21 protein-coding genes and 1 pseudogene are annotated in these 21,958 nt (G+C 42.6%); 14 read left to right on the top strand and 8 right to left on the bottom strand.

The window, feature by feature from the left end; all coding sequences use genetic code 11:
* Window positions 1–129: 129 nt before the first annotated feature.
* Both TOL9009_RS47885 and TOL9009_RS0128060 read left to right on the top strand, forming a co-directional pair.
* Window positions 130–282, top strand: coding sequence for a hypothetical protein (locus TOL9009_RS47885; RefSeq protein WP_186227667.1), 153 nt, complete (start codon window positions 130–132; stop codon window positions 280–282).
* A 188-nt stretch (window positions 283–470) separates the two neighbouring features.
* Window positions 471–3,266, top strand: a complete 2,796-nt coding sequence (locus tag TOL9009_RS0128060) for a tetratricopeptide repeat protein (protein WP_051503141.1) — start codon at window positions 471–473, stop codon at window positions 3,264–3,266.
* Between the two features lie 81 nt (window positions 3,267–3,347).
* On the opposite strand, the gene TOL9009_RS0128055 is transcribed toward TOL9009_RS0128060, so the two are convergent.
* Complete coding sequence (locus TOL9009_RS0128055) at window positions 3,348–4,022, bottom strand: SDR family oxidoreductase (protein WP_029636567.1); 675 nt, start codon at window positions 4,020–4,022, stop codon at window positions 3,348–3,350.
* Between the two features lie 348 nt (window positions 4,023–4,370).
* On the opposite strand from TOL9009_RS0128055, the gene TOL9009_RS0128050 reads away from it, so the two are divergent.
* The 7 genes from TOL9009_RS0128050 to TOL9009_RS0128020 all read left to right on the top strand — a co-directional run bounded on the left by TOL9009_RS0128050 (window position 4,371) and on the right by TOL9009_RS0128020 (window position 14,666).
* Window positions 4,371–4,718: a hypothetical protein gene (locus tag TOL9009_RS0128050; RefSeq protein WP_029636565.1), complete on the top strand. Its 348-nt coding sequence runs from the start codon at window positions 4,371–4,373 to the stop codon at window positions 4,716–4,718.
* 401 nt (window positions 4,719–5,119) lie between these two features.
* Window positions 5,120–6,880 carry a WD40 repeat domain-containing protein gene (locus TOL9009_RS0128045; protein ID WP_029636563.1) on the top strand — a complete coding sequence of 587 codons (1,761 nt, stop codon included), beginning with the start codon at window positions 5,120–5,122 and terminating at the stop codon, window positions 6,878–6,880.
* A 664-nt stretch (window positions 6,881–7,544) separates the two neighbouring features.
* Window positions 7,545–8,105, top strand: coding sequence for a Uma2 family endonuclease (locus TOL9009_RS0128035; RefSeq protein WP_029636561.1), 561 nt, complete (start codon window positions 7,545–7,547; stop codon window positions 8,103–8,105).
* 184 nt (window positions 8,106–8,289) lie between these two features.
* The gene (locus TOL9009_RS40745) at window positions 8,290–11,889 is read left to right on the top strand and encodes a pentapeptide repeat-containing protein (protein ID WP_051503050.1); all 3,600 of its coding nucleotides are present in this window, start codon (window positions 8,290–8,292) and stop codon (window positions 11,887–11,889) included.
* Window positions 11,890–12,113: 224 nt separating this feature from the next.
* The gene (locus tag TOL9009_RS47880) at window positions 12,114–12,272 is read left to right on the top strand and encodes a hypothetical protein (RefSeq protein ID WP_186227666.1); all 159 of its coding nucleotides are present in this window, start codon (window positions 12,114–12,116) and stop codon (window positions 12,270–12,272) included.
* 129 nt (window positions 12,273–12,401) lie between these two features.
* Window positions 12,402–13,862: an FAD-binding protein gene (locus TOL9009_RS0128025; protein WP_029636559.1), complete on the top strand. Its 1,461-nt coding sequence runs from the start codon at window positions 12,402–12,404 to the stop codon at window positions 13,860–13,862.
* Between the two features lie 108 nt (window positions 13,863–13,970).
* Entirely contained in the window at window positions 13,971–14,666 is a 696-nt protein-coding gene (locus tag TOL9009_RS0128020) for a hypothetical protein (protein ID WP_029636557.1), read from the top strand.
* 16 nt (window positions 14,667–14,682) lie between these two features.
* Here the strand turns inward: TOL9009_RS0128020 and TOL9009_RS49755 are convergent, their stop codons facing one another.
* Window positions 14,683–14,808 (bottom strand): hypothetical protein, encoded by a 126-nt coding sequence (locus TOL9009_RS49755; protein ID WP_260675955.1) that lies wholly within the window; start codon window positions 14,806–14,808, stop codon window positions 14,683–14,685.
* 14 nt (window positions 14,809–14,822) lie between these two features.
* On the opposite strand from TOL9009_RS49755, the gene TOL9009_RS0128015 reads away from it, so the two are divergent.
* Window positions 14,823–15,650 carry a DUF4058 family protein gene (locus tag TOL9009_RS0128015; protein WP_029636555.1) on the top strand — a complete coding sequence of 276 codons (828 nt, stop codon included), beginning with the start codon at window positions 14,823–14,825 and terminating at the stop codon, window positions 15,648–15,650.
* Window positions 15,651–15,718: 68 nt separating this feature from the next.
* Here TOL9009_RS0128015 and ftsH read toward each other — a convergent pair whose 3' ends face one another.
* Complete coding sequence (gene ftsH / locus TOL9009_RS0128010; RefSeq protein ID WP_029636553.1) at window positions 15,719–17,656, bottom strand: ATP-dependent zinc metalloprotease FtsH; 1,938 nt, start codon at window positions 17,654–17,656, stop codon at window positions 15,719–15,721.
* 237 nt (window positions 17,657–17,893) lie between these two features.
* Between ftsH and TOL9009_RS43930 the strand changes: the two genes are divergently transcribed.
* Both TOL9009_RS43930 and TOL9009_RS40740 read left to right on the top strand, forming a co-directional pair.
* A complete protein-coding gene (locus TOL9009_RS43930) occupies window positions 17,894–18,097 on the top strand; it encodes a hypothetical protein (protein ID WP_072022174.1) in 204 nt (67 codons plus the stop codon).
* Between the two features lie 157 nt (window positions 18,098–18,254).
* Window positions 18,255–19,382 carry an AI-2E family transporter gene (locus TOL9009_RS40740; protein ID WP_038296645.1) on the top strand — a complete coding sequence of 376 codons (1,128 nt, stop codon included), beginning with the start codon at window positions 18,255–18,257 and terminating at the stop codon, window positions 19,380–19,382.
* Window positions 19,383–19,476: 94 nt separating this feature from the next.
* Here TOL9009_RS40740 and TOL9009_RS0127995 read toward each other — a convergent pair whose 3' ends face one another.
* The 4 genes from TOL9009_RS0127995 to TOL9009_RS0127980 all read right to left on the bottom strand — a co-directional run bounded on the left by TOL9009_RS0127995 (window position 19,477) and on the right by TOL9009_RS0127980 (window position 21,120).
* A complete protein-coding gene (locus TOL9009_RS0127995) occupies window positions 19,477–19,908 on the bottom strand; it encodes an FKBP-type peptidyl-prolyl cis-trans isomerase (protein WP_029636550.1) in 432 nt (143 codons plus the stop codon).
* 300 nt (window positions 19,909–20,208) lie between these two features.
* Window positions 20,209–20,391, bottom strand: a complete 183-nt coding sequence (locus TOL9009_RS49750) for a Rossmann-fold NAD(P)-binding domain-containing protein (protein WP_029636548.1) — start codon at window positions 20,389–20,391, stop codon at window positions 20,209–20,211.
* Window positions 20,392–20,441: 50 nt separating this feature from the next.
* Window positions 20,442–20,633, bottom strand: a complete 192-nt coding sequence (locus tag TOL9009_RS49745; protein ID WP_029636546.1) for an SDR family NAD(P)-dependent oxidoreductase — start codon at window positions 20,631–20,633, stop codon at window positions 20,442–20,444.
* 142 nt (window positions 20,634–20,775) lie between these two features.
* Complete coding sequence (locus TOL9009_RS0127980; RefSeq protein WP_029636544.1) at window positions 20,776–21,120, bottom strand: translation initiation factor; 345 nt, start codon at window positions 21,118–21,120, stop codon at window positions 20,776–20,778.
* Window positions 21,121–21,129: 9 nt separating this feature from the next.
* Here TOL9009_RS0127980 and TOL9009_RS50600 point away from each other — a divergent pair, with 9 nt between their 5' ends.
* Entirely contained in the window at window positions 21,130–21,333 is a 204-nt protein-coding gene (locus TOL9009_RS50600; RefSeq protein WP_398344939.1) for a hypothetical protein, read from the top strand.
* 29 nt (window positions 21,334–21,362) lie between these two features.
* Window positions 21,363–21,521 carry a hypothetical protein gene (locus TOL9009_RS47875; RefSeq protein WP_186227721.1) on the top strand — a complete coding sequence of 53 codons (159 nt, stop codon included), beginning with the start codon at window positions 21,363–21,365 and terminating at the stop codon, window positions 21,519–21,521.
* 266 nt (window positions 21,522–21,787) lie between these two features.
* Here the strand turns inward: TOL9009_RS47875 and TOL9009_RS46285 are convergent.
* A pseudogene (locus TOL9009_RS46285) lies at window positions 21,788–21,958 on the bottom strand (HEAT repeat domain-containing protein); the annotation flags it as partial.

Raw genomic sequence — 21,958 nt, 5'->3', positions numbered from 1 at the left:
AAAATTTTGTCAACCAACGCTTTGGATTTTCATAGCTTTCCCTTAATCAGTTGCATACCTTCTTCTTAATCAATGGGAAGTAATATCTAGTACTGACTTATCCAACTCTAGTATTTAACAGACATACTTATGAAAATTAGCTACAAGGGAATTACTTCAGTTTTAGCAATGATCTCTCCACTGTTTTTAGCGCAAAACGTGCAGAAACGCCATAAAAGTCTTAATGATTTGCGTGGCATTTCCCCTGCAAGTAGCATTGGAACCAAAATGTACGCAGTTTAAAGCTGAGAAGACATTCTTTGATTTAACATGGGTGAGAGGTTGTAAAGTTTTTGGTTTTGCCAAAAAATCAATTTTCGCTTTTGAGGTATATTTTGACCGATTGTCGCTAATAAGCTAGGAAGCAGAAATACGTGCATAGATTCTCCCAGCGAAAAATCCAAGGTTGCATCAAATTAGTATCTTGGTCAATGACAGCAGCAATAACATTCAAGCTGCTAGTTAGCATTCCAGGACAAGTAATAGGACAACCTCAGACACCATTGTCAGCACAACAGTCACCAGAGTTGCAGGAAGCGAAGCAACTAAATAAACAAGTCATTGAGTTGTATAACGCAGGTAAATACAATGAAGCTGTTGTCCTAGCAGAAAGGGCACTCTTCATAACCGAGAAAGTACTGGGCAAAGAACATTCTGATGTTGCTACTACCCTCAACAATTTGGCAGAATTGTACAAAGCTCAGGGGTTGCATGAAAAAGCTGAACCTCTGCATATGCGCTCTTTGGCAATTTACGAGAAAGTAATGGGTAAAGAACATCCTCTTGTTGCCACTAGCCTAAATAATTTGGCAGAATTGTACAAACTTGAGGGTAGGTATGAAAAAGCTGAACCTCTGTATTTGCGATCTCTGGCAATTTACGAGAAAAAGCTGGGTAAAGAACATCCTAATGTCGCTACTAGCCTGAACAATTTGGCTTCCTTGTACCAAACACAGGGGAGCTATGAAAAAGCTGAACCTCTGTATTTGCGATCGCTCGAAATCAGAGAGAAAGTGGTGGGTAAAGAAACTCCTGAGATCGCCAATAACCTAAACAATTTGGCTTCCTTATACCAAATACAGGGCAGCTATGAAAAAGCTGAACCTCTCTATCTCCGCTCTCTGGCAATTATGGAGAAATTGTGGGGAAAAGAACATCCTAATATTGCCACTGGTCTGAACAATTTGGCAGAACTGTACAAAGTACAGGGGAATTATAAAAAAGCCGAATCTCTGTATTTGCAAGCACTCTTCATCAGGGAGAAAAGACTGGGTAAAGAACATCCGGATGTTGCTACTAGCGTTAATACTTTGGCTTCCTTGCATCAAGAAGCGGGAAATTATCAAAAAGCCGAATCTCTGTATTTGCGATCGCTCGAAATCAGAGAGAAAATGCTGGGTAAAGAACATCCTCTTGTCGCTTCTAGCCTGAACAATTTAGCACAATTGTACCAAGCACAGGGTGACATCACCCGTGCTATTGATTTTCTTAGTCGTGGGCTAGAAATTGAAGAACATAATTTTGAACTTACTTTTACTGTTGGCTCAGAAGAAACTAAGCAAAAATACGCTAAAACCTTTTTATTGTCAACCTACCAAGCCATATCTCTATCTCTCCAGAAAGCTCCTAATAGATCCACAGCCGCAAGGCTAGCGCTCACCACACTGCTACGTCGCAAAGTACGTGTACTAGACACCGTTATCGACAACATACAACTATTACGCGAGCACCTCGCAGATAAACCAGAAACACAAAAATTATTTGATGAATGGCAGAGCGTCAATCAAAACCTATCAACACTAATATACAGGGGGCAAGTAAACCAAAGCGCTAGTGAGTATAAAGCTCAATTTCACCAATTAAATCTAAAAAGAGATCGCATAGAAGAAGCGATTATTAACAAAAGTGCTGAATTCAAGATTACCACCCAACCAGTAGATTTAGCTGCCATCCAAGCTCAGATACCTAAGGATGCGGCTTTGGTGGAAATCGTGCGCTATCAGCCATTTAATCCTAAAGCTAAACAGGCTGAAAAATCGGGTAAAATGCGTTATGCAGCTGCGGTGCTGCGTTCTTCTGGGGAACCAAGGTGGGTTGACTTGGCAGATGCTGAAACTATTGACACATCTGTTAAAAATCTACGAAAAGCCTTGGAAGAAAAACCATCTGATACTCGCAGCCGTTATTCTACTACTACTACTACTCAAAACAAGCCTACCCAATCATTTCAGCAACTCGCTCGTACATTAGATCGGCAAATCATGGCTCCCATCCGTCCACTGTTGCGCGATGCACGTCATTTGCTATTATCACCCGATGGACAGTTAACAATAATTCCTTTTGAAGCACTATTAGACGAACAAAATAAATACCTGATTCAACGTTACACTTTCTCTTATCTCAACACTGGACGAGAGTTGCTACGCTTTAAGTTAGCACCTAAAAGCGTAGGACGTCCGGTAGTATTTGCAAATATCGACTACAACCAGCAGGAAATAACCGCACCATCTTCTGGTGTACGTGGTTTAGAAAATCGCCCTTATGGTCACTTACCAAACTTGCAATTTGCCCCACTTTACAACAGTTTAGAGGAAGCAAATAAAATCAAAGAGATTTTTCCGGATACAATAATCATTTCTGGTAAACTAGCTACCGAGGCTGCGATTAAAAAAGTACAAGCTCCGAGTATCCTCCATTTAGCAACTCACGGTTTCTTTATCACTGACAAAGAAGTAGCAGATAATTTCAATCAGCAATTACTCGAAACTTTGAAACTAGAAAATCCCTTGTTGCGTTCTGCGTTAGCTTTCGCGGGTATTAATAATCGCCTGCAAGCTTCATTAAATACCAATGATGGTATCCTCACAGCCTTGGAAGTTACTGGATTGAATTTACGGGGAACACAGCTGGTGGTGCTGTCAGCCTGTGAAACTGGACTGGGTGAGTTCCAAGTAGGAGGTAGGCTTTATGGTTTACGTCGTGCTTTGGTAATTGCAGGTTCTCAGACTCAAGTTTTGAGCTTGTGGATTATAGACGATGAGGGAACTAAGGATTTGATGGTAAAGTATTATCAAAATTTAAACGCAGGTAAGGGTAAACATGAAGCACTACGACAGGCACAGTTAGAGTTCTTGAAGATACCTCAATACCAGCATCCTTATTATTGGGCAAGTTTTGTCGCTTCTGGTGATTGGAGTCCTTTATGGACAGGTAATTATGGTAATTAGTGGAGCAAGAACTTTATCGCGGCAACCCTCGTAGAGACGTTTCGGTGAAACGTCTCTACAATGTTTTTAAACTATAACTTTTTAATCTAAGCTGAATTCCTCAAATTCTATTTGCCCAAAAAGCATATTTTTATCTATTGCTGATAATACTTGATTGTTAGCTTTGTCAGAATTTAAGCAACGACAAACTAACTGTGCGACATCTGCACGATGGATTATACCTGCGATGCGTGGATCTTGAGTTAAGATACCGTTTCGGGTTGCAGCTTCTGACTTTAATCCACCGGGACGAATAATGGTGTAGGTAAGTCCACTGCCAATTAAATGTTGTTCGGCTTTTTCTTTTTCGATTAAAACCGATCGCAGTGTTTCTAAAGCTTGTGGATTCAATGCAACTACACTATCCCCACTACCTATCGAAGACACTAAAATAAATAAGCGCACTTTCGCTTTCACCGCTGCATCAATTAGGTTTTTATTGCCTAAATAATCTGCTCTTACACTAACTTGAGGCAAACCACCAATAGTACTGATAACTGCGTCGATGGGTTCTCCCTGCATCGCGCTTTCTACATCTTCGCTATTCAAAGCATCTCCCAGAACTACCTCAATACCCATTGCTTCTAATTCATCACGAGTTGCTTCTGTTCTCAAAAGTGCTTTTACCTTTTGCTGTTCTGCAATTAAGCATTTGGCAATTTCTCTACCGACACCCCGACTAGCTCCAGCCAGAAAAATGGAAGATGCAGTTGTCATGATTGTTTTTTGAATAGATGCGATATTGTCAACAATAAATATATCTTTTTTTGATTATCGTGACTCTCGGCATTCAAAAACTTCTATATATTTAGACAATAATCTATTTTTATCAGCGAATAATTTCATCCGGAGGATAAAATTAAAGTTGATACAAAACTATCTATGGAGCAATTATACTTAACGCGATACTCCTACGGAGTCACTTCTCTACGAGAGGCTCCGCCAACGCGATCGCTTGAGGAACTCTTACACGCGTTCACGTTCGCGTAGCGTGTCCGCAGGACTCAGTGACTCCGCAGGAGTATCGCGTTTGATTATTATAATAGAATCTTTGAGGACACACTCGTGGCTAAAAAATCGGAGAAAAACTTCCAACAACCTGAAGATATCCGAGTTAGCGCTACCACAAAAATCTGGGGCTTGACTGTCGCAATTTTAGCAATTTGTGTTCCCCTTTCAGCAGTCACCAAAAGTGGTGCAATTATACCATTAGCAGCGATCGCTGGCGCAGCGGTTGGTACAGTTGCCGTATGGCGATCGGATGTGAAAAAATACCAAAATCAAGTTTTGTCACCGCAGCAGGTGGAACTTTTAGAAGACCGCATCGCTGACTTAGAAACAATTGTCAGCGGTGATGACTTTGATTTACGGATGAAAATTAAACGATTACACGCAAAAGAAAGCGATCGCTAACAATAAAATTAAGATATCTTGACTTTAGGATCTTTACTTTTACAACTTAATGTGAAACTGTTGCGGCAATAATCTGAGATTGATACTATCATTGTCTGCGTGGCTGCAATTTTTCGTGAGTATTATTTCGGGTTTGTCTCACCAGAGACAGTCTCATATTTTCCAGATAAGTTAGAATTAATTTCCAACGCCTAATTTATTTATACGCTCTTGCTCATGGTTGACAAAGTATCTTATAGCTCAGATAGATAATTGCTTTCTGTTAGAGCATAAGTAATGCTTTTGTTACCCTAACTGCTCAAATTACTCAATTGTTAACTTACATTCATCTAACAAACTTGAGTAATTGCTTTGGTATAGCTTACCGTAGGTATGCATTCTTTGTGCCGCAAAACATGCAAATGGATTGGATTAGCTTACTGAAAGCTCAACAAGCTGACTTTCTTCAACGTGTGAAAAAACCAAAGACTTATGACTTATCTTTGCTAGAAAGTCAAGTCAAAGGTTGTCACAGTGAAATTATGGCATTTTGGGGTGACTCATTGGCAAAATTGCTCAATTTTGCTCGCTTCCAAGCCGAAATTCTTGCTAAAAATCCCCCACCGACACCACCGGAATATCCCGAACCTCCCGATTGGGTGATTCCCTTTCCGAAATACTTTCAGCAGCAAGCGGAAGATTATCTTTTGCGAGAACAAATCGTTCAGCGGGTGATAACTGAACGCTTGGGTAAGCTGGTTAAAAAAGTGCCACAAAACAGCTTGAAAAATATGGCATTAGATGAAGAGGGAAATTTACGCGGTGAAAGTAAATTTACTTACTTCTTAGTAGATAATCCTGATGTTAGTATTCAAGTTTACGCTGCTGATGGAGAAAGCTTTAATGGCATAAAAAAAGACAAAATCAGGTGGACTGTTACTCAAGAAGATATACAAAATCATCAGGTATTGATTTTTCTATGTTTGTTTTTTCCGTTTACTGGTCAATTAGGCTACGAGAAACAAGCGGTAATTACAGGATTTTTACCGTCCAATCAAATTCAATTTAGTGAGCCAAAAGTCACTGTAATTCCGAGTAACTTGTTGTATGGGGGTGGGTTAAGTTGGTATTTAGAATCACTAATTCCCAAAGAAGATGCACCTTCTTTAGTTGATGAAATTGCGTATGCCGAAACGATTCAGACTTTATCACCAGATCATCCCCTGAAAAACATTGTTGGTGATTGGGAATGCTGGCAGACTTTGACAGGACATTGTAGAGGGATTAATTGCCTTGCTTTCAGTCCAGGAGGGAAAAATGGTAAAAACGCGCCAATTTTGGCTAGCGGCAGTCGGGGAGAGACGAAGCTTTGGGACTTGACAAAAGGTGAGTTAATTGGTACTCTCTCAGAATACCAATGGAGTATCTCCGGGGTAGTAGATGAAGTCAATTCCCTCACATTTAGTCCGGATGGGCAAACGTTGGTGAGTGGTGGTGCAGACTCGACAATAAAGATTTGGCATTCGGGTGCAGTAGATTTAATAGATATTCTCCACAAACACAATGGAATGGTGCGCTGTGTTGCTTTTACTCCAGATGGAAGGATGTTAGCAACTGGGGGAGATGATAGAAAGATTTTGTTTTGGGATTTAATGTATCGACAGGTAGCGATCGCTCTTTCATTAGATGATACCGCTGCTCATTCCCTCGTTTTTAGCCAAGATGGAGAAACTTTGATCACAGGTAGCTATCGTAAAATCAAAGTTTGGCGCAAGTCATGTAAAGGAAAATTAGAACCTTTCAACAGCGAACCTTTTCACACCCTCATGGGACATTCTCACATAGTTCGTTCTTTGGCGGTGAGTGGAGATGATAATATTCTCGTTAGTGGAAGTCGAGATAAGACGATTAAGATTTGGGATTTAGAGACAGGGGAATTGCTTCGTACCCTGAAAGGACATGAAGATGGAGTTGATGCGATCGCTCTTAGTCCCGATGGAGAAATTATCGCTAGTGGTAGTTCAGATAAAACGATCAAATTATGGCATCTACACACAGGGGAACTACTAGGTACATTTAGAGGACATGCCAATACAGTAACAGCTTTAGCCTTTACAGCTTCCGGCGAAATGTTAGTAAGTGGCAGTTTAGATAAAACAATTAAAATTTGGCAACGCAGTTAGCACTTGTAGAGACGCGATTCATCGCGTCTGTACGGAAAGTCAGGATTTAGAAGCCTTTGAAATTGCTTATAGCGGTTCTCAGTTCAGTGAGGTACAAGAACCCCACCCCCAACCCCCTCCCCGCAAGCGAGGAGGGGGCTATGATGTACCTGATGTGATTAGGAAACGCTATAACGAAGTATAGAACTGCGCTAACGAGTATAAAAGACTCGTTGATGAGTATCAAAGACTCGTTGACGAGTATCAAAGACTCATTAATGAGTATCAAAGACTCGTTGACGAGTATCAAAGACTCATTAATGAGTATCAAAGACTCATTAATGAGTATCAAAGACTCGTTGACGAGTATCAAAGACTCATTAATGAGTATCAAAGACTCGTTGACGAGTATCAAAGACTCGTTGACGAGTATCAAAGACTCGTTGACGAGTATCAAAGACTCGTTGACGAGTATCAAAGACTCATTAATGAAACTCCGAACTTTGTTTTCATATGATGTCCGGTCAAACAGCCATAATAAAAGAACCCCTCCCCAACCCTCCCCGCCTGCGGGGAGGGTGCCACAGGCGGGTGGGGTTCTTCATGAATTATGGGTAAGCTAGCGGACATGATATTACTAGTTAAAAAGATTGTCTATGTAAAACTTTCGCAGTAAAACTGATTTATGACAATAGCCACTAAACCTAAACTGACATTAGACGAGTTCCTACAACTGCCAGAAACAAAACCAGCATCAGAATTTATCAATGGAGAAATTATTCAAAAGCCAATGCCTCAAGGTGAACATAGCTTAATTCAGATTACCTTTTGCGAAGTAATTAATAAAGTAGCCAAAAGCAAAAAAATTGCTCACGCATTCCCAGAATTACGCTGCACATTTGGTGGTAGTTCCATCGTCCCTGACGTATCTGTGTTTCGTTGGGCAAGAATTCCCTTAACATCATCAGGGAGAATTGCAAACCGCTTTGATATTTACCCCGATTGGGCAATTGAAATACTTTCTCCAGATCAAAGACAAACAAAAGTATTGAGTAACTTGTTGCATTGCTCCCGCAACGGAACTGAACTAGGGTGGTTAATATATCCAGAAGATGAAAGTGTCCTAGCTGTGTTTCCCGGACAAAAAGTGGAAATGTATACAGGTGCTTCTCAGTTGCCGATACTTAATGGTATCGAATTAGAACTGACAGTAGAAGAAGTTTTTAGCTGGTTGATTCTAAGGTAGTAAGCGCTTTAGCGCTTATTTTAAGCACTTTAGTGCTTACTACGAGTTTTTTGTGCGATCGCGTAAGTTCTATGAGTTAAGGAACTTCTAAATAAAAAAATATACAGGGTTAGCGATCGCTTAACCCACGGTTTACGAGATGATTTATGTTAATAATTTTATCAATGAGATAGAGAAATAGTCTATGGCGATCGCTCTTTCGTGGAAGTTTTGGAAAAATATCCAAGAGTTGAACTGGGGACAAGGGGTTGAGGTAACAAAAACTGGTGCAGAAGCCGCTAAAGTCGTCTTTGACCTAGCCAAAGCCATCAACGAGCAAAAACCGAAGGCAGAAGACCTCAAGCCCTACATCGCTCAAATATCGTCGCTATTAGATGTCATAAATGCACCACTCGGACAAATTGCGGGTTCAGTAATTCCCTTTGCACCCATCGCGATAACTACATTAAAGCTGATTGTTGACGCAACTAAAAAAGAACCAAGTCTAGAAAATTGTGTAATATTGGTTAGTCAGGTTGCTTATGTTGAAAGCTTGCAAGCAATTCTTAAAGAAGATTCGCAATTACAACAGAAAATTAATCAAGATAGCGCAGTTTCGGAAACTTTAGCTCGACAAATTAAGAAGTTAGGTGAGCAAGAATTTGAGGAGCGAGAAGCGAAAAGGGCTATTCTCTACTTCCACGAATCGAAATTAGCAGAAGCATTTAATCAAGTTTTGCAGCAACGTTTACAAGAAGCGGGTTTAATCGAAGCAGACGCAAAAACTGTAACCGAAAGAGTTGCGCGAAAAACTAATGAATATATGCTTTCGGCATTAGTAGAAATTGGCGATAAAGTTAAGCAACTTGTGGAATGGTATCGCGTCGGGGGAAAAGAGCAATTAGAGAAATATCTGAGCATTGATGATTATTTAGAACAGGAAATTAAACCTAAATCTGAAGAAAATATTTTTGATGAAACTCATATTACCTTTCGGGATTTGTATGTACCGCTGCAAGTTAAAGAACTTGAGGAAAAAAATGATGTAACTTATCAAATCGAAGAATTTGTTAAGTCAATACTTGCTGAAGCTGATAAAAATAAATCCAAACAAGTTTTATTTATTCAAGGTGAAGCTGGACGCGGTAAAAGTGTCTTTTGTAGAATGTTTGCTGACTTGGTGCGGCAGAACTTGCACCCCAGCTTTACACCGATTTTGATTCGCTTGCGGGATGTGCGGGTACTCGAAAATAACTTAACTGATACTTTAAACAACTATTTAGAAAACGTTCACTTTATTCAAAGTGATTCCGGCTGGCTGACGGATAAAAAGACGCGCTTTTTATTTTTACTTGATGGCTTTGATGAACTATTATTAGAAGGACGAGCTAACGGCTTAAAGGAATTTTTGGAACAGGTAGAGAAGTTTCAAAAAGATAGCTTTTGCCATCATCAATTTTTAGTTACAGGTCGTCCTTTACCGCTGCAAGGAATTGACCGCTATATCTCACAAACAAAAAGCTTGAAGCACGTCGAACTTCAGCCAATGGATGACTCGATTCGGCAAACGTGGCTGGAGAAATGGGAGGCTAAAGTTGGGACGCAAGAAGCAAATAACTTTGAACAGTTTTTGCAAGCTTGTCCCAATGAAATTAAGAATAAACTAGCACGAGAACCTTTACTGCTTTATTTACTCGGACGAATGCACCGAGAGCAACGTTTGAATGTGCAAATGTTTGAGGGTGCAGAAGGTATCAAAGCAAAAATCCGCATTTATGATGAATCGGTGAAATGGGTATTAGAAGAACAGCGTAAAAGTGACAATAAAGATGAAAACTTGCGCTTAACTGAATTAGAAAGCGAAGATTTGCGCCAATTTATGACAGAAGCAGCTTTGTGTGTGGTGCAGTCGGGGAATGAATCTGCAAAAGTGGCAATGTTAGAATCACGGCTGAAAGTTAGCAATAGCCCAGCAGCAAAGTTAATTCCGCAAGCGAGAGATAATTCTCAGGAAAATAAAAAGCTACTCAATAACTTGTTAACCGCATTTTACATCAAAGCAGCTTCAGGCGATAAAGATGGTTCCGTGGAGTTTGTCCACAAGAGTTTTAGTGAGTTTTTATTCGCAGAACGGTTAATAGAAAGCTTTGTAGATTGGACAACTAAAATAAGCAAGCGTAACCGGGAAGAAGATGCAGTTTCCACAGAGGTGATGGATAGGGAAATTTATGATTTATTCGGCTATGGGAATTTAACGTGGGAGATTGTGGAATATTTAATGGGGTTGTTTGCCGAAAGTTCAGAATTTCAAGATGTAGAACGCTTGTGTCAACTGTTCCAAAGATTGGAGTATTTCTATTTTCGTTGGTGCGATGGGGAATTTATTGATGCGGAAGATGCAAATTTGCCGCAGATGAAGAAAAAGCAATTAAGGGAGCAATTACCAGATAGAGAAAATCACTTGGGTTTGCGACAAGTGGATGTGTGTACAGGATTGAATGTGATGATTTTGCTTTTACAGTTGCATCGCTATGCTCAAAGAAAAGATGATCTGAAAGATAAAATCACCTTTTACCCCTGCGGTAAACCTGATTCTGATAAGTTTGATTCAGTATGCTTACTCGCTATTATCGGCTATAGTCACTGCTTAGGTGTCGATGCCTTTCGCAAAAACTTGGGATTATTTCTTAGCGATGCCTACCTCAGCGGTGCCGACCTCAGCCGTGCCAACCTCAGCCGTGCCAACCTCAGCCGTGCCAACCTCAGCCGTGCCAACCTCAGCGATGCCGACCTCAGCGGTGCCAACCTCAGCCGTGCCAACCTCAGCGATGCCAACCTCAGCCGTGCCAACCTCAGCCGTGCCGACCTCAGCCGTGCCGACCTCAGCGGTGCCAACCTCAGCCGTGCCTACCTCAGGGATGCCGACCTCAGGGATGCCGACCTCAGGGATGCCGACCTCAGCGGTGCCGACCTCAGGGATGCCGACCTCAGCGGTGCCGACCTCAGGGATGCCTACCTCAGCGGTGCCTACCTCAGCGGTGCCGACCTCAGGGATGCCTACCTCAGGGATGCCGACCTCAGCGGTGCCTACCTCAGCCTTGCCAACCTCAGGGGTGCCAACCTCAGCCGTGCCGACCTCAGCGGTGCCGACCTCAGCCTTGCCAACCTCAGCCTTGCCAACCTCAGCCTTGCCAACCTCAGGGGTGCCAACCTCAGGGGTGCCAACCTCAGGGGTGCCGACCTCAGCCGTGCCGACCTCAGGGGTGCCAACCTCAGGGGTGCCAACCTCGAAGCAGTTGTCTGGAACAGTGACACAAAATGGCTCAATGCTAAAGGGCTGCATGAAGCAGTAAACGTATCTCCTGAGTTAGCGCAAGATCCAGCTTTTGCAGCTGCGGTTTCCTTAAGTCAGGGTATCAGTTTGGTAAAAGAGGGCAAGGTTAAAGAAGCACAGAACGCTTTCAAGCAAGCCCTCAGCTTTGACCCTAGTTTAAATGACTCTGCCGCATATTGGAATAGCATTTGCTGGGTTGGCAGTTTATACGGTCATGCTCAAAGTGTTATTCCCATCTGTGAAAAAGCTGTTACTCTAGACCCTGATAATAAACGTTATCAAGATAGTCGGGGGCTGGCTAGAGTACTCACAGGCGACTTGGTAGGGGCATTAGAAGACTTTCGGGCTGCTGTAGACAGTGGCGAACTTGATATCTTAGAAGATATGAAGCAGCGCCGGCTACGCTGGATAGAAGCACTTGAGTTAGGAAATAATCCTCTCACACCAGAGGAATTGGAGGAACTGCGATAGGCTGAGGGATAAATAGATCAAAATAGAGACTGAGCGGATCAATCCGATGGAAATCTTTATTTTACGTGAGTTTGATATCTTCGATCTGCCACAACCGCCAGGGATTTAAATCCCAGGCTAATAGCTGAAGTCCACTTAAGTGGACTTAAATTCGCAATTCTTATTTAGTCTACTTTAGTAGACTTTGGCTATTAGCCTGCAAATTAATTTGCAGGCGGTTGTGGATGCGATTTGAGAATGCGACAACATCTGAGTTGACAACATCATCAGGGAATTTGGCATTAGAAAAGCGATCGCTCAACAAACAAGCGATCGCTTTTATGACAGCACACACGAGTGCTGACACGCGATCGCTTAATCTTCGATCGCCATCGGGCAGTTAAAATCAAGATAGCTTCCATCCGTGAGGTCACTTATGCGATCGCTATTTCCGGGAATGAACCCCTATCTGGAGCAGTAAACGAATAATCTGTTTGCTTGTTTAAACATTAAAAAACTCAGTCACTAACAATATGAAAAATAAAACCTCGCGCCGCGCCACTTTGCAGGGTTTGATTACGAGTGCTGTTATTATTGGATTCGATGTAATCAATCGTTCGTGGGTTACGTCTGCATTAGCAGCATCTGCATCTGAGGAGTTTGTAAACCTGCCGCATCTAGATGGCGTGCTTTACACTGATGATGCCGCACGCGCTGCTGTAAGTAATGATTTTGGTCATTTAGTGTATCGTCTGCCTTCATCTGTACTCAAACCAGGTTCAATTCAGGATATTGTCCGTATTGTCAAGTTTGCACAGCAAAATAACCTCAAAGTTGCTGCACGCGGTCAGGGTCACTCTTGCTACGGTCAAGCACAAGTAGAAGAGGGTGTAATCATTGATATGAGTACGTTAAACAAAATTCATGAGCTTAGTGCAGACCGAGTTGTTGTTGAAGCTGGGGTAGTATGGAGCCAGCTATTGCAAGCAACCTTGCAACAACAATTGACACCACCTGTCCTCACCGATTACATCGAACTGTCAATTGGAGGAACGCTATCATTGGGCGGTATTGGCGGCGCGAGCCATCGCTATGGTGTTCAAGTCGATAATGTGTTGGAACTTCAGGTTGTTACTGGTAAGGGTAAATTGGAAACTTGTTCCCCCTACCAAAACCGGGATTTATTTGAAGCAGTGCTGGCTGGTCTGGGTCAGTGTGGAATCATAGTACGGGCTACGATTCGGTTGATCGAAGCCTTTACTAATGCCCGTGTGTTTATTTTGTATTACGATAATTTGGATACCTTTACTCATGACCAACGCTTACTTATTGGTGATGAACGGTTCAATTATGTAGAAGGTCAGGTTGTAAGCAATCCTAACGGCGGATGGCGTTATATGTTAGAAGCGGCTAGCTTTTACACCCCACCCAATCAGCCAGACAACAGCACTTTACTTGCGTCTTTGAGCTACACTCCGGGTACAGAAGAAATAGAGGATAAATCTTACTTCGACTTTCTCAACCGCTTGGCAGAAACTGTTGCTTTCCTCCAATCCATTGGTGTTTGGTCTAACCCTCATCCTTGGATTAACCTCTTCGTACCCGGTACAGCCGTTGAGCAATATGTTGGCGATCTGGTTTCTACTTTGACACCGGCTGATACAGGAAATAGTCCAATTCTGCTGTACCCTGTCAAAACCGATCGCTTTAAGCTGCCTTTATTTCGGACACCCAACGATTCCATTGTGTTTCTTTTTACGATTCTACGGACTGCACCCCTTGATGATGCTACAGTTCGCAAAATGCTTGATGACAATCGGAGATTTTTTGAGAAAAACCGTGATATTGGCGGTACTCGCTATCCCGTAGACGCGATTAAATTTTCTCGCTCTGATTGGAAGCAACAGTTTCGTCCGGTTTGGGGCAAATTGGTAAGTGCCAAGCGACGCTACGATCCTGACAATTTGCTGACCCCCGGTCAGGGTATTTTTTAAATGACCTTTTTTTAATTGGAACGTAAAGCTTCTTCCAGAGAAAGACGCCCGTGAAGGCGATCGCCTGATAATAAAGATTGATTTTGAAGAAATACAGTCGTTTTAAAAATGAAAAACAGTATCTTTAAGTGGATTTTCATCTGTGCTTTGTGTGCTTTGGTAGCAACTTCGCTCCCTGCCTTTGGTCAGGGTAGAAGCATACATTCCTTTAGAGATGAAGCTCTCAAAAACCAGCCCACAAAGGCGTTTCCCAATTTTCCCTTGGTATACTTTGGTTCGGGGAGGTTTAAGGAAGTAGGCAATCCCCAAAATAAACTGGTGTCCACGTATGAGTTCGATATAAAGCAGGGCGTCAACCGCGAACTCGCCTACTATATTGACAAAAAGGTTTTGATCTACAACGTATATGACATCGACCCATCTGATGGTACAGACCCAGACAAAGAGTATTTCATCCAAAAAGATCCGAACACCGGGGTGACTAACTGTACCCTCAACCCCTTCCCGCTACCTAATGTCTTTAGTCGCGACTGGTGGTTAGCCAACAACATGGTTTACAAGGGCACAAACACCATCAACGGTTTCGCTGTTGATTGCTGGAACGGCATTATTCCCGGAACCGAGATACCCGCTCGGTTCTGCAATCGCTCCGACAAGTACCCCGAATTTGCTCCTATTCTCAAGAAAATTGGAAACTTCGAGTTCTACGATCACTACGGTGAGTCTAGAGAGGAAGGAAGCCACCCCACCGACTTTTTCAAGGTGCCGGAAGTTTGCGATACCAACAGCCAACAAAATTCTTGATCTCATATTCCGCACCCTACAAAATACACTCTTTGTGGACATGAAACAAGCGATCGCTTTTAGGACAGCACACACGAGTGCTGACACGCGATCGCTTAATCTTCGATCGCCATCCGGCAGTTAAAATCAAGATAGCTTCCATCCGTGAGGTCACTTATGCGATCGCCGTTTCCGGGAATGAACCCCTATCTGGAGCAGCCTATTTTCTGGTCAGAGTTTCACAGCCGTTTAATTGTAGCGATCGCTGATGCTCTTGCCCCAAATTTGCTACCCAAGTACTATATTGGTGTGGAGACGCGCACTTATCTAGACACTGCTGATGAGGAGCTATTAATCGGAATTCCAGATGCAGTTGTGCTTTCATCAATCAGCAAGCAGCCTTCTGACCAAATTAACTCAAAAGAAACTACTCAAGTTGCAGTCCAAACTCACCCGATTCAAATCACTCTGCCAATGCCAGTGGAAGTTAAAGAGCGATATCTGGAAGTCAGGGAAACTAAAACAGATGCTGTAATTACAGTCATTGAAATTTTATCACCTAAAAATAAACGCAAAGGCAAAGGGCGCTCAGTTTACGAGCAGAAGCGTCATTCGATTTTAGGGAGTATGTCTCATTTAGTTGAAATAGACTTGCTTCGAGCAGATGAACCAATGGCAATGAAAGGGGTTGATTCCATAACTGATTATCGAATTGTAGTCAGTCAGCATGAGCGGCGCCCCATAGCAGATTTATATGCTTTTACAATGCGTGAAGCGATTCCTGAGTTTTTACTACCCCTCAAAGAACCTCAAGAAGTAACAACTGTAAATTTACAATCTGTCGTTAGTGGTATTTATGAGCGGGGTGGTTACGCTATCCGCATTGACTACCAACAAGCAGTTCTTCCCCCAACACTATCACAAGGCGATCGGCGATGGGTTGAGGAATTACAAAAAAAGGCAGAAGGCAGAGGGCAGGAGGCAGGAGGAAAGAAGTATGAATGAAAAAGCGATCGCCTTCAAAACAAGCGATCGCTTTTAGGACAGCACACACGAGTGCTGACGCGCGAATTTTAATTCAATACAGATTGCAGCAGCGGCTTATCTTCTGAGACTTTGCCGGAACGCAACCATTCATTAAGTTCGCTCGGTGCGATCGCTCTTGCCAGACGTTCCCGCAATTCTACACCTTCGAGAACTTCCCGTTGCAGCAGTTCCTCTGCGGTTTCTTCTAACAAGTCGCGGTTCTCTTGTAAAATGGTTAAAGCAATGTGGTGTGCATTATCCACAATCTCCTTCATCTCGCGGTCAATTTCCTCAGCCAGTTTCGGACTAATTGAGCGACGGGGATTGCTGTAACCTTCGATAAACTGTTGTTGCGTCTTCTCAAAAGCCAACGGACCAAGTTTATCACTCATGCCGTAGACAGTAATGTAACGTTCTGCGATATCTGTGGCTTTCTGGATGTCGTCACCCGCACCTGTGGAGACTTTACCAAAAACGACTTCTTCAGCCGAACGTCCACCCAACAAAGTCGCAATGCGTCCGCGAATTTCGTCTTCAACCATCAAGAAGCGGTCTTCTTCCGGCATTTGAATTGTATAACCCAAAGCACCCACACCACGCGGCACAATTGAGATTTTCTCAACTTTACCCGCTCCCGGCATCAATGCACCGATGATGGCGTGACCAACTTCGTGATATGCTACAGTCTTCTTCTCAGTTTCATTGAGTACGCGCGATCGCTTTTCTAAACCGGCAATCAATCGCTCGATCGCTTCGTTGAAATCAGCCATAACCACAGCTTCCCGATTTTGACGCGCTGCTAATAATGCCGCTTCATTCACCAAGTTAGCTAAATCTGCACCAGCAAAGCCAGGTGTGCGGATAGCGATCGTAGCTAAGTTAACATCCTCAGCTAATTTAACGTTTCTTGCGTGAACATTGAGAATCGCTTCCCGACCAATTTTATCAGGACGGTCTACCACAATTTGGCGGTCAAAGCGTCCCGGACGACGTAAAGCTGGATCTAAGACTTCCGGACGGTTGGTAGCAGCGATGATAATTACACCCGTGTTGGCGTCAAAGCCGTCCATTTCTGTGAGTAACTGGTTCAAGGTTTGTTCGCGTTCATCGTTACCACCGACGAACCCACCAGCACCACCGCGAGATTTACCGAGTGCATCTAACTCGTCGATAAAAACGATACAAGGTGCTTGTTTTTTCGCTTGTTCAAACAAATCGCGTACCCGTGCAGCACCGACACCAACGAATAATTCGATAAACTCGGAACCGGAGATACTGAAGAAAGGAACTCCCGCTTCCCCTGCGATCGCCTTCGCTAACATTGTCTTACCCGTTCCTGGAGGTCCCACCAGCAACGCACCTTTAGGTATTTTCGCACCTAAGCGGGTATATTTGTCAGCATTTTTCAAGAAATCAACAATCTCTTCTAATTCAACTTTGGCTTCATCCACACCAGCGACATCTGTAAATTTGACACCAGTGCTGCCATCAGAAGAAATCCGTGCCTTGCTTTTACCTACAGTCAGTGCAGCGGCACCACCTCCCTGACGATTGAGGAAAAAGCCCCAAATCGCAATAAAAATTAACGGTGGAAACACCCAACTAATTAAAGTGCCAATCCAGGCATTTTGATCTGGTAGTGGTGCAGCAAATTGGACATTATGCTCGCGGAGAATCTTCGGTAAATCCAGATCGTAAGCTACTGGTGTAGTTTGGAATATTTGGGAAGCTGGCTTACCATCTGGGGTTTGCGTCGGTATTGAATATTCAATGCGATCGCTTCCAATAACTGCCTTATCTACTTTACCAGCTTCCACAGCTGTAATAAAATCACTATAAGCAACTTGTGGCGATCGCGTACCGAAGAAGCTAGGAACAATAAAGTTAAGCAATAACAGAATAGTCAGCAGAATAAGGAAACTGCCGCCAAACTGCCTAACTCTCGGCGATTTGATGGGGCTTTTGTTCTTTTTTTCTACAGGCATTTTTTGATGTACCTTCTAAATTAGGGAATGGGGCATAGGGCATAGGGCATGGAAAGAATCGTATTAGACGCGCATGACTTTCTTAAACTTCTTTAATTGCCAATGCCCATTGCGCATTGCCCCATGCCCTCTTTCTAAATGTAAAGCTTTGTAACTATAGATTTATTGTAGAGACTGGACGTTGCAGTCTTATTTAGTGTCAACCCCACAGAAAAATGCGTATAGCCGTACTAGATTATGGAAAATCAAACTGGATTTATCGTGAAAGTGTTTGTATTCTCGGCTTTGCTGTCGTTGCTGATTAGATATGTCTGTCCGAGTTTGGGGATTGGGGGGACGACAAGCAACGTATTAATTATGGTTTTGTCACCAAGTTTGATTATAGCGATCGCATTATTATGGCGAATCCCCACTAAGGGAGAGAGCGAGAGGGGGGGATAGGGGGATGGGGGGACAAGGAGGACAAGGAGGAATAATAACTCCTGAATGAGTGACTTTTGACTCCCCACTCCCCAGATACAAGCGAAATTCACTAAAATCAGCTAACCTAGCTGCATTGAATCAAAAACGGATCTCAGCAACAGTTCGGAGACAGCTTGTGAATCTAGGTCAATGGATCGGCTTAATCGCTCTTATTATTTCTTTATATATATTGTGGCAAATAAAGGATGTACTTTTACTGATGTTTGCCGCCATTGTATTAGCCACCACCTTGAATCGGCTAGCGAAACGCTTGCAACACATGGGGATGGGACGTGGACTTGCCGTAATTGTGTCGGTAGTGACTTTTTTTGCGATCGTCATCGGCTTTTTCTGGGTGATTGTACCGCCTTTTACACAGCAGTTTCAAGAGCTAACGCTTCGAGTTCCCCAAGGGTTTCAACGGTTGAATAGTTGGCTTGACCAAGCAGAAACTCGCGTTCCTCCTGAACTTACACCATATATACCTGATGTAAATAGTTTAATTCAACAAGCTCAACCTTTAATAAATCGCGCATTAGGAAGCTCTTTTACCTTTGTTTCTGGCACTTTAGAAGTAGTATTAAAAACTTTATTGGTGTTAGTTTTAACAGGAATGTTTTTAGCCAATCCCCCAGCTTACCGGAAAGTATTTATTCGGTTGTTTCCCTCATTTTATCGGCGACGGGTAGATGGAATTTTAGATAAATGTGAAGTGTCATTAGAGGGATGGGTAATAGGTGCTTTCATTGCGATGAGTGTAGTGGGATTGTTAAGCGTAACTGGCTTATCAATTTTAGGTGTGAAAGCCGCGCTTGCCTTAGGAATATTGGCGGGATTTTTAAACTTGATTCCCAATTTGGGTCCAACGATGAGTGTAATTCCCGCAATGGCGATCGCCCTTTTAGATGCACCTTGGAAATCCCTTGCTGTATTGATTCTTTACTTTGTCATTCAGCAAGTAGAAAGCAATTTTATTACCCCAATTGTCATGGCACGTCAGGTGTCATTGCTTCCCGCTGTCACTTTAATTTCTCAACTTTTCTTTGTCACCTTCTTTGGCTTTTTAGGATTATTCTTAGCGTTACCCTTGACCGTTGTTGCCAAAATTTGGGTGCAAGAAGTCTTAATTAAAGATGTTTTAGATCAATGGGGAAATAAATCTAACAGAGAAACAGAATTAGTCCTTGTTTCTGACCAGCGTTCTCTAGATACTAACCAAACAACTGAAACACCAGCCTCAGAAAATCCTCAAAATGAAGATTAGTGGTTAGTGGAAATTTGAAGAGGGGGAAAGGGAAAAGGGGAAAGAATTATTACCAATGCTCATTGCCCATTGCCCATTGCCCATCAACCAACATTTAAACAGTGATATCTACAAGTTCGATATCGAAGATTAAATCTTCTCCAGCTAACGGATGATTTGCATCTAAAGTAACTGTAGATTCAGAGATATTAGTGATCGTCACCGGAATAATTTCTCCAGAAGGTTGCTGAATTTGCATCTGCTGACCTACTTCTGGTTCCATTTCCGGGGGCATTTGGTCGCGTTCAATTTCTACTACCATTTCTGGATGATGTGAACCGTAAGCTTCCTCTACGGGGATTTTTGTAGTTTTTGATTCACCAGTATTCATTCCCAGAACTGCCTGTTCAAATCCAGGAATGATTTCTCCTGTACCTATGGTAAATTGCAAAGGGTCACGCTCAATAGAAGAATCAAATACTGTGCCATCTGTCAATTTGCCTGTGTAGTGAACCATTACAGTATCACCATTTTTTGCTTGTGCCATTAATTTTCTCCTGAGATTTTTTACTAAGGAAAGCGTTGACGTATAAATCAGATACGATCTTAACCATTGAATATCCGGTAAGCGGTGATTTATTCGACATTTAACGCTGACTTTCTTCATTAAAGGATATAAGAGACTTGCAAACAAAAAAGTCTGCCAATTGGCAGACAATGTTTGCATGTCTATCTTGCGTAATGATTAATAGCCTATATGCCGTGCAGTAGTTGACTAAAATTTCTCTACAGCAGGTAGCAAATCAAGTTCTAAAGTCCAGGCAGTGGCATCTTGATTGTAGAGTTGCTAATAATTTTGCGCGATCGCATCCGGTGAAAGTAGCGTATGTGCGTCTCGTTGTGACGCCATCCCCCACACTCTTTCGGTATTAATCAGACCATCAATAACGATATGAGCCACATGAATTCCTTGGAGACCAAATTCGCGTGCCAAAAACTGCCCCAGCGCTCTCAAGCCGAATTTACCCACCGCTAAAGCCGAAAATCTAGCAGAGCCTTTAAGTGCAGCAGTGGCAACCGTTAATAAAGTTGCGATTTTATCTGTGCAAAAGCATCTTTGATAGATGCAGCGTCTGTCACATCAGCCGGAAAAATCAAAGCTGTTCCATTGGCAGCTTGAATTTCGCTTTGAATTTCGGTGAGTTGGTCAGCGTTTCTAGCGATCAATCCAACAGCAAAATTTTCACTTGCTTTCTTTGCGAGCGATCGCACTTCCTAATCCTGGACTCACACCAACAACTACTGCAACTTTTGCTTGGCTCATGTCAAGCTCCTAAAACCCTACACCTTAAACTACCATTACGAAGAAGTCAACTTAAGACTAATTCTACAATCGGTTTCAATCCTGCAACGATTAACCACCGCTAATTTTGGCTTTGTAACCAAGCTTAATCAAAATCTCTAGTATTTTCTGCTTATGATCGCCTTGAATTTCAATTTCATTATCTTTTACTGTGCCACCTGTACCGCATTGGCTTTTCAATTGCTTCACCAAATCTGCTAAAGTTTCTGGTTTTGCCTGAAACCCAGTAATCACGGTGACAGTTTTACCTTTGCGTCCGCTGCGTGTAGCTTGTACCCTCACGTTTTGTTGTTGTGGAGGTAGTTCTTGAGTTGGTCTTTCAAAAGCAGCAGAGTTATCGTTACCAAATTCTTGGTAGACAATACGTTTGTCAGAATTAGCTTTTCCAGAAGCCATAATATATAAATTAAAATTCAGCGGACATCAAGTGACAATGCGATTGTATCGGATGACAATGCGATTGTATCGGGTGACAATGCGATTGTATCGAGTGACAATGCGATTGTATCGAGTGACAATGCGATTGTATCGGGTGACAATGCGATTGTATCGAGTGACAATGCGATTGTATCGAGTGACAATGCGATCGCAGGGTGTTGCCAAATTTAATAAGTTCATCCTGTCATCGAAATCAATTTGTGACTACCACTCCCCTTCACTCCTCTCAATCAACAGCACAAACCCCTGATACTCAAGGACGTTTTGGACGCTTCACAGAAAAACACGCTGCAACCTTGACAAAAGGACAAATAGGTGTATTGCACGGAGCGATGAGCTATTTGTTGCAAAGGGAATAGGGAATAGGGCATGGGGCATGGGGCATGGAAAGAATCGTATTTATTCACGCAGTTGCTTTATTGAATTTTTTTAATTCTCATTGCGAGCGTGCCCAAGCAAGAGGGGGAAAGGGGAAAGGGGAATGGGGAAAGGGACTCATGTAGAAATATTTTCTTTTCTCTTCGACTGATTTTAAATGACTCCATCTCCCTTTCCCCTTTTTTCCTTTACCCTTTTCCCCTCTTAAAAATGCCCAATGCCCATTGCCCAATGCCCATTGCCCAAATCAAAACCATCCTTCTTGTTCCAGGGTTTCAATTAACTGTAAGCCACGGGGATCGCCGACGCCTAAAAGGGAGGCTTTACAGTCTTCCCGCACTCCTAAATCTGTATCTTCGGCAAAACCCTGAATTAAAGCATCGATGGCTGTGGCATAAACGACGTTAGAAGGTAATTC

This window comes from [Scytonema hofmanni] UTEX 2349 (assembly GCF_000582685.1).
GTDB classification, from domain to species: Bacteria; Cyanobacteriota; Cyanobacteriia; order Cyanobacteriales; family Nostocaceae; genus Hassallia; species Hassallia hofmanni.
Note: the sequence above shows the minus strand (reverse complement) of the source record. Positions and strands in the feature narration are given on the sequence as shown.

Excerpts from the sequence above, each read along its gene's own strand:
- TOL9009_RS43930 (WP_072022174.1), top strand. The coding sequence starts at position 17,894 with ATGGAAAATCAAACTGGATTTATCGTGAAAGTGTTTGTATTCTCGGCT.
- TOL9009_RS0128015 (WP_029636555.1), top strand. The coding sequence starts at position 14,823 with ATGCGATCGCCGTTTCCGGGAATGAACCCCTATCTGGAGCAGCCTATT.
- TOL9009_RS0128020 (WP_029636557.1), top strand. The coding sequence starts at position 13,971 with ATGAAAAACAGTATCTTTAAGTGGATTTTCATCTGTGCTTTGTGTGCT.
- TOL9009_RS0128045 (WP_029636563.1), top strand. The coding sequence starts at position 5,120 with ATGGATTGGATTAGCTTACTGAAAGCTCAACAAGCTGACTTTCTTCAA.
- TOL9009_RS47880 (WP_186227666.1), top strand. The coding sequence starts at position 12,114 with ATGCGATTTGAGAATGCGACAACATCTGAGTTGACAACATCATCAGGG.
- TOL9009_RS0128060 (WP_051503141.1), top strand. The coding sequence starts at position 471 with ATGACAGCAGCAATAACATTCAAGCTGCTAGTTAGCATTCCAGGACAA.
- TOL9009_RS0128055 (WP_029636567.1), bottom strand. The coding sequence starts at position 4,022 with ATGACAACTGCATCTTCCATTTTTCTGGCTGGAGCTAGTCGGGGTGTC.
- TOL9009_RS49755 (WP_260675955.1), bottom strand. The coding sequence starts at position 14,808 with ATGGAAGCTATCTTGATTTTAACTGCCGGATGGCGATCGAAGATTAAG.
- TOL9009_RS0127980 (WP_029636544.1), bottom strand. The coding sequence starts at position 21,120 with ATGGCTTCTGGAAAAGCTAATTCTGACAAACGTATTGTCTACCAAGAA.
- TOL9009_RS0128025 (WP_029636559.1), top strand. The coding sequence starts at position 12,402 with ATGAAAAATAAAACCTCGCGCCGCGCCACTTTGCAGGGTTTGATTACG.
- TOL9009_RS0128035 (WP_029636561.1), top strand. The coding sequence starts at position 7,545 with ATGACAATAGCCACTAAACCTAAACTGACATTAGACGAGTTCCTACAA.
- TOL9009_RS0127995 (WP_029636550.1), bottom strand. The coding sequence starts at position 19,908 with ATGGCACAAGCAAAAAATGGTGATACTGTAATGGTTCACTACACAGGC.
- TOL9009_RS47885 (WP_186227667.1), top strand. The coding sequence starts at position 130 with ATGAAAATTAGCTACAAGGGAATTACTTCAGTTTTAGCAATGATCTCT.
- ftsH (WP_029636553.1), bottom strand. The coding sequence starts at position 17,656 with ATGCCTGTAGAAAAAAAGAACAAAAGCCCCATCAAATCGCCGAGAGTT.
- TOL9009_RS40745 (WP_051503050.1), top strand. The coding sequence starts at position 8,290 with ATGGCGATCGCTCTTTCGTGGAAGTTTTGGAAAAATATCCAAGAGTTG.